This is a genomic window from Pseudoruegeria aquimaris, from assembly GCF_900172235.1.
GTDB classification, from domain to species: Bacteria; Pseudomonadota; Alphaproteobacteria; order Rhodobacterales; family Rhodobacteraceae; genus Pseudoruegeria; species Pseudoruegeria aquimaris.
In genome coordinates this window covers 1-9,128 of sequence record NZ_FWFQ01000050.1, presented here as the reverse complement: position 1 = coordinate 9,128, position 9,128 = coordinate 1, and the positions used below count along the sequence as shown (strand labels likewise).

Sequence of the window (9,128 nt, the reverse complement as noted above, 5' to 3'; positions counted from 1 at the left end):
ACAGCGGCGAGATCACCGCCCATTCCGCATCGCTCACATCGTGTCTGCCCGTCATGCTCACCTCCGTTTCCGAAAGTGAATCATCACACCGCCAAAAACGGAATCCCGTTTATGAGTTCACGACCTAGCCCCCTTGCATTGACCGCTGGTTTGCGCCTCACTGCTGCAAAGATCGGAGGCCGCCTTGTACAAGCTCATCGGCAACACCCGCAGCCGGACGTTCCGTGTCCTCTGGATGCTGGAGGAACTCGGCCAACCCTACGAACACCTGCCCGCGGCGCCGCGTTCCGACGAGGTGACGGCCCTGAACCCGTCGGGCAAGGTGCCCGTTCTGATGGTCGATGGCACGGCGCTCACCGATTCCACCGCGATCCTGACCTATCTCGCCGATCGCCACGCGGCGCTCACCTTCGCCCCCGGCACGCTTGAGCGCGCCCGGCAGGACGCGCTGACGCATTTCCTCCTGGACGAGTTCGACTCGGTGATCTGGACGGCCGCGCGCCACAGCTTCATCCTGCCCGAGGAACTGCGCGTGCCCACGGTGAAGGACAGCCTGAAATGGGAGTTCGAGCGCAGCCAGCGCCTGCTGGCCGACAAGCTTGGCGATGGCCCCTTCCTGATGGGCGATCGGATGACGATCCCCGACATCATCGCCACCCATTGCGGCACCTGGGCCGTGGCGGCGAAATTCCCACTCGTGGACGACAGATTCAGAGCCTATTTAAGCCGAATGCGCAAGCGCCCGGCCTATCAGCGATTGACGGCCGAGGCCTGATGCGATGGGGGTGATGATCGATGGAACATACCTGACCGAAGATCCCGGCCCCGACACGACGGAAGGCGGCGCCTTCAAACGGGCCGCTTCCACCATCCGGAACTGGATTGCCGCCGGCGGCCCCCACCCTCCGGAGCCGGGGCGCTATCACCTCTACGCGGCATGGAACTGCCCCTGGGCCCACCGCGCGCTCCTCGGGCGCGCCGTGCTCGGGTTGGAGAGCGCGATCACCGTATCCCACGCTCTGCCGCGGCGCACCGAGGACGGCTGGGTATTCGAAAGTGACGGCGCCTTCGCGGACACCGAGTTCGGCGCCGCCGCGCTCCATGAGGTCTATGCCCGCCAGCGCCCTGCCTATACCGGGCGGATCACCGTCCCCCTGCTCTGGGATCGCGCGGAAGGCCGTATCGTCTCCAACGAAAGTGCCGACATCCTGCGCATGCTCAACGCCTTCGTGGATGGCGAAGGGCTCCATCCGGCGCAGCATCGGAACGCCATCGAGCGCAGGAACGCAGAGATCTATCCGAAGCTCAACAACGGCGTCTACCGCGCCGGTTTCGCCCGCACGCAGGAGGCCTATGACACGGCGGTAGCAAAGGTGTTCGAGATGCTCGACAGGCTCGACGCCCACCTCGACTCCCGGACATATCTCTGTGGCGACGATCTCACCGAAGCCGATCTACGCCTCTTCCCCACGCTGGCCCGTTTCGACGTGGCCTACCACTACGCCTTCAAATGCAACATCCGGCGGCTGAGCGACTACGGCGCGCTCTGGGCCTATGCGCGGCGGCTCCATGCCCGGCCCGAGATCGCGGCGACGGTGCGTTTCGACATCTACAAACAGGGGTATTTTTCGCCCTCGCCGCTGCGCAACCCCCTCGGGATCGTGCCGGCCGGCCCCGAGATCGACTGGTCAATATAGGCTCTATTTAAGCCAATTCGCCGCAGATTTCCCGGCCCAGAGGCCCGTGGCAAGGCAGGCCGTCAACAGGTATCCGCCCGTCGGCGCTTCCCAGTCCAGCATCTCGCCCGCGCAGAACACACCCGGCGCATCCTTCAGCATCAACCCGGCATCGAGCCCGGCGAAGGACACGCCCCCGGCGACCGAAATCGCTTCGTCCAGGGGGCGCGGGCCCGCCAGCGGGATGGGCAGGGCCTTCAGCCGCTTCGCCAGCTCTTCGCCGGACGGCACCGGCCGGGCGCATTCCTGCACGAGGGCGATCTTCACCGGATCCATCCGCAACGCCTTGCGCAGCCTGTTCGAGAGGCTGTCCTTGCGCGAGGCCCGCGCAAGCCGCCGGGTGATCTCTGCCACATCGTGATCGGGCAGCAGATCCAACACCAGCTCCGCCCCTTCACGCAGGGCGCGTGAGACTGCGTAAATCCCACCGCCTTCGATCCCCTTTTCCGAGATCACGAACTCCGCGCGGACGCGCTGACTGCCTGCGAGGATATGACAGCCTTTCACCGGCGCACCGAAATGGCGCGCCATGTGCGGGCTCCAATTCACGCGAAAACCCATGTTGGCCGGTTCGAACGGCGCGACGCGAATGCCCCGCGCTTCGAGCAGCGGCCTGAAACTGCCGTCGGAGCCCAGCCGCGCCCAGCTGGCGCCCCCGGTGGCAAGAATGGCCACATCGGGCGCCAGAGCCCTGGGGCCGTCCGGCGTTTCGAAATGGAAATCGCCGTTCTCCCAATCCGTCCACCGCCAGCGCGTGCGCAGGTCGAGCCCGGCCTCGCCCAACCGGGTCAACCAGGCCCTGAGCAGCGGTGACGCCTTCATCGCTTTCGGAAAGACACGCCCGGAACTTCCCGTGAATAGAGGCTGGCCCAGGGCCTCGGCCCATCGCATGACGTCACCCGGCCCGAATGCCCTCAAAACAGGCTCCAACACGGGGCTTTTCTCGCCAAACGCTGCGAGGAAGCGATCGAAGGGCTCGTCCTTGGTGAGGTTCAGCCCGCTCTTGCCGGCCATCAGGAACTTGCGCGCGGGCGAGGGCTTGGCCTCCGCCACGATCACCCGTGCCCCGGCCGCAAGCAGTGGCTCGGCGGCCATGAGCCCGGCCGGCCCGGCTCCGATGATCAGCGCGGTTTTCAAAGCGGATGCTCCTTGCTTGCCACCGTGCAGGGCTACATCATCGCCAGAAGCTTTGCAAAAGGCCCCCTCAAATGGACGACACGCCGATCTGCCCCCTCTGCCAGCGCCCGATTCCGGCCACCGCGCCCCAGAGCCTGCATCACCTCGTGCCGCGGCTGCGCGGCGGCAAGGGCGGCCCCACGGTGCTTCTGCACCAGATCTGCCACAATGAAATCCATGCCTCTCTGAGCGAGACGGAACTGGCGCGCAGCTTCAACACGGTCGAAGCCTTGCAAGGCCACCCCCGGCTCGCCAAATTCATCGCCTGGGTGGCGAAGCGGCCGCCCGACTTCCACTCCAAAACCCCAGGAACGCGGCGTCACCGCCGCTAGCGTGATCTGGATCAAGGCAGCGCCCCATGCGCGGCCCATATGGGATGTGAAACAGAAAAGGAGGCCAGGATGGCACTGCACTACAAGGAATTCCCCTCGGAAGGGATCGTGGAAATCCGCGTGGACGGCAAGGTTGATCGGCAGGAGTACTTCAACGCGATCAACCAGCTTGAGAGCTTCATTTTCGACCACGGCACCGTGAAGCTCATCGAGATCGTGGATGATTTCGACGGCTTCGACCCCCGCATCGTGTGGGACGGACTGAAGTTCGACATGAAATACATCCCGAGCATCACCCATTGCGCGATCGTGAGCGACGTGGGCTGGATCGCACCCCTGTCCAAGGCCGCCGGGGCGCTTGTCTCCACGAAACTGCGGACGTTCTCGATGGCCGATCTGGACGCCGCCCGCGCCTGGGTGCGGGCGCCGGAGTAGGCGAAATCAGGCTCTGTTGAGGCCTAATTGCCCTGGCAGAGCCCCTTGATGCCCCGCGCGATGTCCGGCTTCGCGGCAAGCACGTCGGCCACGAGTTCCCGGACCGTCGCATCCAGCGCCTCGGGGGTGACGATCCTGTCAAAGAGACCAAAGGCGAGAGCCTCTTCTGCCGTGATCTTCTGACCGGCCATGAGGATGAGCTTCGCGCGCGCCGGGCCGACGAGAGCCGAAAGCCGCGCCGGGTCTGACGGCTGCGGCAGGTAGCCGAGCTTCATCACCGGGTAGAACACCTTGGCGCCAGGCACGCCGATGCGCAGATCGCAGGCCAGCGCCATGCCGCAGGCGCCGCCGGCCAGCGTGCCGTTCAGGGCGGCGATGGAAAGGCCCGGCAGCGCGGCGATTGCACCGGAGAGCCGCTCCCACTCCGGGGAGACCGCCAGATCCGTGGAGCGGATCTCCTCCAGGTCCGCCCCGGCCGAGAACACCTTTCCGCGCCCGGTGAGCACGAAGGCCGCCGCATCCTGAGCGGCCTCCGCGATGTCGGCAAGCTCGGTGAGCATGGCCTTGGTCAGGGAGTTGGCCTTTTCCGGGCGGTTCAGAGTCACCACCCAGAGGCTACCCTCCTTCCGAAGCTCGATCACGCCGAGAGCCCCAGCGTGGCGCGGATGGTTTCATCGCGCAGAGAGATCTCCTGCCCGAGATAGGCGTCGGCGTCGGGCGTGCACATCCACAGCAGGCACTTGGCCGGCCAATCGGCGGGGATATGCACGCTGAAATCCAGCTGGCTCACCGGGTTGATGCCGCTAGCCTTGATCTGAACCTGCATCTCGGTCGCCACGGTGCCGGGCGAGAGCCCCATGATCCGCAGGCCGCTTTCGGCCAGTTCCTTGTGCAGGCAATCCGTCAGCATGGCCGCGCCCGCCTTGGAGACGCAGTAGTGGCTCCAGCCTTCGAGTGCATTGTGGGCGGCACCCGACGAAATCGTGATGATCGTACCGCTGCCCCGCGCCGCCATCGCGCCCGCCACCGCGTGGGCGCCGTTGAACACGCCCTTCAGGTTGATGTCGATGACCTTGCTCCAGGCGGCGGGATCGGCATCCGTCAGGCGCGCGATCGGCTCGATCACGCCTGCATTGTTGATCAGGATGTCCGGCGTGCCGAAGCGCTCCGTGGCCGCTTCGACCATCGCTTTCGTGCCGGAATAGTCACTGATATCCAGTGCGACGGCCATGGCGCGCGGGCCGATCTCCTCGGCCAGGGCGGCTATCGCAGCTTCAGAGCGCGCCACGAGCACCACGTTGGCGCCCTCCCGTGCGAAGAGGCGCGCGGTTTCCGCGCCGATGCCACGGCTCGCGCCGGTGATGATTGCGGTTTTTCCGTCTAGCAGGCCCATGGGATCCTCCGTTCTGTCGCCCTGTCCTACGCCAGTGGAGGTGAGCTTTCCAGCCCGCTATTCCCCTTGCCTTCCCGCCGCGCCTCGGGTCAACTTCCCGGCAAAGCAATTTCAGTGAAAGGGTTTTGCCATGACGCGCCACTTGTCTCGCACTTACTTGGGGAGCGCTGCCGCCTGCGCGATCTGCCTCTTTTCCGCGCCGGCCGCCTTCGCCGATCTGACGGCTGATGACGTCTGGCAGCAGTGGCGCGGCTACATGGAGCGCGCCGGCTACGACGTGAAGCCGGGCGCGACCGATGCCAACAGCGGAACGCTCACGGTGAGCGACCTGGCGCTGACCATGTCGATGGAAGGCACGGATGTTTCGATGACGATGCCCGAGATCACCTTCCGCGAAAACGGCGACGGCACCGTGGACATCGGCTTCCCGGCCAGCTTCCCGCTGGACGTGATGGTCAAGGAGGGCGGCGAAGACGTGGCCCTGACCATGACCTTCACCCACGAAGGCCTCGCGATGACGGCTTCCGGGGATCCGGAGGAAACGACCTACGACATGGCCGCCGACAGCTTCGGCATCTCGCTCGACAAGGTGGAAGCGGAAGGCGAAACCTACGAGGACGCCGCTTCGGCAACGATGGAAGGCATCGCCGGCCGTTACGCGCTCTCCGCCGGCGAGGTGATGGGCTACATGTCCGACCTGACCGCCGACTCGCTGAGCTACACAGTGGACATCGCGGATTCCGAAGGCGCGGTGAAACTGGATGGCAGCCTCACCGGGATCACCTCGAAATCCACCGGCTCCATGCCGAGCGAGGGCGATCCGGAAGACATGGCCAAGTATCTTGCCGACGGGTTCTCCGCCGATGCGACGATGGGCTTCACCGGCGCAAGCTACGCGATGGAGGCCGGCGGCGAAGGTGAAACCGTCTCTGTTCAGGGGCAATCGGGCGCCGGCGATCTGGGCGTGACCTTCTCCTCGGGCGGGATCGGCTATTCCGGTGCGCTGACGGATCTGGTGCTGGCCATCTCCGGCTCGGAGATCCCGCTGCCGAGCATCGACATCTCCATGGGCGAATACGGCTTCAATTTCCTGATGCCGGTATCGAAATCCGACGCGCCGGAAGATTTCGCCAGCGCCATCCGCTTCGTGGACCTGACGGTCTCCGACATGATCTGGGGCCTGTTCGATCCGGCCGGCGTGCTGCCGCGCGATCCCGCCACGGTGGAGATCGATCTCTCGGGCAAGGCGAATTGGGCCGTGGACATCTTCGACCCCGAGAACGCCGAGGCGATGATGGGCGACAGCCTGCCGGGCGAAGTGCACGAGCTGACCCTCAACGCGCTGCAGGTGAAGCTGGCGGGCGCCGATCTGACGGGCTCCGGCGCTTTCACCTTCGACAACGACGATCTCCAGACCTTCCCGGGGATGCCCCGCCCCGAAGGAGCGGTGAACCTGAAGCTCGTCGGCGGCAACGGCCTGCTCGACAAGCTCGGCCAGATGGGGCTGATGCCGGAAGAACAGTTGATGGGCGCGCGGATGATGCTCGGCCTCTTCGCCCGCCCCGGTGACGGAGAAGACACGCTCACCTCCACCATCGAGATCGACGCCAACGGTGGCGTTCTGGCCAACGGCCAGCGCCTGCGGTAGGCCCGGCCCTACCAGCGAAGAACACGGAAAAGGGGGGCATGGCCCCCCTTTTTTCATGCCCGCGCCGGGCCGGGGTTGCGGCAGGGCACCGGGGCGGCTACCTCGGAAGCATGAATGCAGCCCACTGAGCAGACAGACAGGATCCGCATGACAGACCGCCTTGCCACTTTCACCGAGCAACTCCTGGGCGCCGCGCGGCGTGCCGGCGCCGATGCCGCCGACGCCATCGCCGTCGATGGCACCTCGGTGTCGATCGAAGTCCTCAAAGGCAAGCTGGAGCACGCGGAGCGGGCGGAGGGCGTGGATCTCGGCCTTCGGGTCATGGTGGGCCGGCGGCAGGCCTGCGTCTCCGCGTCCGACACCAGCGCCTCGACGATCGAAACCATGGCCGAACGCGCCGTGGCCATGGCGCGGGAAGCCCCGGAAGATCCCTATATCGCGCAGGCAGAGCCGGGGCAGTTCGCGACGGAGTGGGACGCCGCGGCCCTCGAAATGGCCGATGGTGCCGATGAACCTTCCGCGGAAACGATGCAGGCCTTGGCACTTGAGGCCGAAGCCGCGGCACTGGCGGTTTCGGGCGTCAGCCAGGTCCAGGGGGCTGGCACCACCTACAGCCGCCGCGCCATGCACCTGGCCACTTCGGCCGGGTTCTCCGGCGGATACGCGCGCACCGGAAGCTCTGTCTCCTGCGTGGCCATCGCCGGCGAGGGCGCGGCGATGGAAAGAGACTATGACGGCGATTCCCGCACCTTCTTCAGCGATCTGCGTTCCGCCACCGAGATCGGCCGGCTGGCCGGCGAGCGCGCCGTCGAACGGCTCGGCGCCCGCAAACCGCCGACCGGGGCCTTCCCCGTCCTCTACGACGAGCGGATTTCCGGCGGCCTGATCGGCCACATGCTCGGCGCTCTCAACGGCTCCGCCATCGTGCGCGGCTCCTCCTGGCTGCGGGATGCGCTCGGCGAGGAAATCCTGCCGGCCTGGATCACCGTGGAGGAAGATCCCCACCGCCCCCGCGTTTCGGGCTCCCGGCCCTTTGACGGCGAAGGCCTGCCCACGCGCAGGCGCAGGATCGTGGAAAACGGCGTTCTCACCGGCTGGACGCTGGATCTCGCGACCGCCCGGCAACTCGGGATGGAAAGCACCGCCAACGCCGCGCGGGGCACCTCTTCGCCGCCCTCCCCGAGCGTTTCCAACGTGCGCATGACGCAAGGCGAAAAGAGCCGCGCGGAGCTGCTTTCGGAGATAGGCACTGGGCTTCTGATCACCTCGATGATCGGCACTTCGATCAACCCGACGACGGGGGATTACTCCCGCGGCGCCTCCGGCTTCTGGGTCGAGAACGGCGAAATCACCTACCCGGTCAACGAATGCACCGTCGCCGGGAACCTGCGCGACATGCTCCGCCGCCTGACCCCGGCCAATGACGCGCGGACGCATCTCTCCCGCGTGGTGCCTTCGCTGCTGGTGGAAGGGCTGACGCTTGCAGGCGCCTGATGAAACCGCCGACCTCGATCTGCTGATCGAGGCCGCGCGGGAGGCCGGCGAGATCGCCGGGCGCTACTGGAAGAACACCCCCCGCACGTGGGACAAGGCGATGGGTGCCGGGCCGGTGACGGAGGCCGATCTGGCCATCGACGAGATGCTCCACGACCGCCTGCGCAGTGCCCGCCCCGGGTATGGCTGGCTGTCGGAAGAGACGGAGGACGATACCAGTCGCCTCGAAAGAGAGACGGTTTTCATCGTGGATCCGATCGACGGAACCCGCGCCTTCATCAACGGATCGCCCACCTTCTCCCACGCGCTCGCCGTGGTCAGCGGCGGCCGGGTCGTGGCCGGTGTCGTCTACCTGCCGATGCTCGATCGCCTCTTCGCCGCCACCGCCTCCGGCCCGGCGACGCTGAACGGCGCATCGATTCAGGCGTCCCGCGCCAGCCGGATGGAAGGCGCCGCGGTGCTGGCCGCGAAATCCAACCTCGAACCCCGGTTCTGGAAGGGCGAGCCGCCGGCCTTCGAAAGGCACATCCGCTCCTCCCTCGCCTACCGGCTCTCGCTGATCGGGCAAGGGCGCTTCGATGCCATGATCACCTTCCGCCCGACATGGGAATGGGACGTGGCCGCGGGCAGCCTGATCGCCCAGCGCGCCGGGGCCGTGGTGAGCGATGCAACCGGCGTACCGCCGCGGTTCAACGGCAAAAGCGCGCAGCTTCCGGGCATGATCGCCGCCGCGCCGGCTCTTCACGGCGCCATCCTGGGTGCCGCGCGGCCCTTCCCCGCGGCCGGTTAGGTCGTGAACTCATAAACGGGATTCCGTTTTTGGCGGTGTGATGATTCACTTTCGGAAACGGAGGTGAGCATGACGGGCAGACACGATGTGAGCGATGCGGAATGGGCGGTGATCTCGCCGCTGT

General features: G+C 66.4%; 10 protein-coding genes. 7 read left to right on the top strand and 3 right to left on the bottom strand.

What is annotated here, in order from left to right; all coding sequences use genetic code 11:
- Positions 1 to 184: 184 nt before the first annotated feature.
- Both PSA7680_RS18265 and PSA7680_RS18260 read left to right on the top strand, forming a co-directional pair.
- Positions 185 to 775 carry a glutathione S-transferase family protein gene (locus tag PSA7680_RS18265; RefSeq protein ID WP_085870098.1) on the top strand — a complete coding sequence of 197 codons (591 nt, stop codon included), beginning with the start codon at positions 185 to 187 and terminating at the stop codon, positions 773 to 775.
- Positions 776 to 788: 13 nt separating this feature from the next.
- Positions 789 to 1,697: a glutathione S-transferase family protein gene (locus PSA7680_RS18260; RefSeq protein ID WP_245824754.1), complete on the top strand. Its 909-nt coding sequence runs from the start codon at positions 789 to 791 to the stop codon at positions 1,695 to 1,697.
- A 3-nt stretch (positions 1,698 to 1,700) separates the two neighbouring features.
- On the opposite strand, the gene PSA7680_RS18255 is transcribed toward PSA7680_RS18260, so the two are convergent.
- Complete coding sequence (locus PSA7680_RS18255; protein ID WP_085870096.1) at positions 1,701 to 2,873, bottom strand: TIGR03862 family flavoprotein; 1,173 nt, start codon at positions 2,871 to 2,873, stop codon at positions 1,701 to 1,703.
- Between the two features lie 71 nt (positions 2,874 to 2,944).
- On the opposite strand from PSA7680_RS18255, the gene PSA7680_RS18250 reads away from it, so the two are divergent.
- Together PSA7680_RS18250 and PSA7680_RS18245 are read left to right on the top strand one after the other, a co-directional pair.
- Positions 2,945 to 3,244, top strand: coding sequence for an HNH endonuclease family protein (locus PSA7680_RS18250; RefSeq protein WP_085870095.1), 300 nt, complete (start codon positions 2,945 to 2,947; stop codon positions 3,242 to 3,244).
- 69 nt (positions 3,245 to 3,313) lie between these two features.
- Positions 3,314 to 3,679 carry a SpoIIAA family protein gene (locus tag PSA7680_RS18245; protein WP_176244184.1) on the top strand — a complete coding sequence of 122 codons (366 nt, stop codon included), beginning with the start codon at positions 3,314 to 3,316 and terminating at the stop codon, positions 3,677 to 3,679.
- A 23-nt stretch (positions 3,680 to 3,702) separates the two neighbouring features.
- Here PSA7680_RS18245 and PSA7680_RS18240 read toward each other — a convergent pair whose 3' ends face one another.
- Together PSA7680_RS18240 and PSA7680_RS18235 are read right to left on the bottom strand one after the other, a co-directional pair.
- Positions 3,703 to 4,320 (bottom strand): enoyl-CoA hydratase/isomerase family protein, encoded by a 618-nt coding sequence (locus PSA7680_RS18240; RefSeq protein WP_085870093.1) that lies wholly within the window; start codon positions 4,318 to 4,320, stop codon positions 3,703 to 3,705.
- Positions 4,317 to 5,072, bottom strand: coding sequence for an SDR family oxidoreductase (locus PSA7680_RS18235; RefSeq protein ID WP_085870092.1), 756 nt, complete (start codon positions 5,070 to 5,072; stop codon positions 4,317 to 4,319). The genes PSA7680_RS18240 and PSA7680_RS18235 overlap by 4 nt, the downstream gene beginning before the upstream one ends.
- A 142-nt stretch (positions 5,073 to 5,214) precedes the next feature.
- Here PSA7680_RS18235 and PSA7680_RS18230 point away from each other — a divergent pair, with 142 nt between their 5' ends.
- The 3 genes from PSA7680_RS18230 to PSA7680_RS18220 all read left to right on the top strand — a co-directional run bounded on the left by PSA7680_RS18230 (position 5,215) and on the right by PSA7680_RS18220 (position 9,004).
- Positions 5,215 to 6,720, top strand: a complete 1,506-nt coding sequence (locus PSA7680_RS18230) for a DUF2125 domain-containing protein (RefSeq protein ID WP_176244183.1) — start codon at positions 5,215 to 5,217, stop codon at positions 6,718 to 6,720.
- 147 nt (positions 6,721 to 6,867) lie between these two features.
- Positions 6,868 to 8,214 carry a TldD/PmbA family protein gene (locus tag PSA7680_RS18225; RefSeq protein WP_085870090.1) on the top strand — a complete coding sequence of 449 codons (1,347 nt, stop codon included), beginning with the start codon at positions 6,868 to 6,870 and terminating at the stop codon, positions 8,212 to 8,214.
- A complete protein-coding gene (locus PSA7680_RS18220) occupies positions 8,201 to 9,004 on the top strand; it encodes a 3'(2'),5'-bisphosphate nucleotidase CysQ (protein WP_085870089.1) in 804 nt (267 codons plus the stop codon). Before PSA7680_RS18225 ends, PSA7680_RS18220 begins: the two co-directional genes overlap by 14 nt.
- The last annotated feature ends 124 nt before the right edge of the window (positions 9,005 to 9,128 follow it).

What these genes read in the sequence shown, in the direction of transcription:
- PSA7680_RS18225 (WP_085870090.1), top strand. Translation starts at nt 6,868, where the DNA reads ATGACAGACCGCCTTGCCACTTTCACCGAGCAACTCCTGGGCGCCGCG.
- PSA7680_RS18245 (WP_176244184.1), top strand. Translation starts at nt 3,314, where the DNA reads ATGGCACTGCACTACAAGGAATTCCCCTCGGAAGGGATCGTGGAAATC.
- PSA7680_RS18260 (WP_245824754.1), top strand. Translation starts at nt 789, where the DNA reads ATGATCGATGGAACATACCTGACCGAAGATCCCGGCCCCGACACGACG.
- PSA7680_RS18235 (WP_085870092.1), bottom strand. Translation starts at nt 5,072, where the DNA reads ATGGGCCTGCTAGACGGAAAAACCGCAATCATCACCGGCGCGAGCCGT.
- PSA7680_RS18250 (WP_085870095.1), top strand. Translation starts at nt 2,945, where the DNA reads ATGGACGACACGCCGATCTGCCCCCTCTGCCAGCGCCCGATTCCGGCC.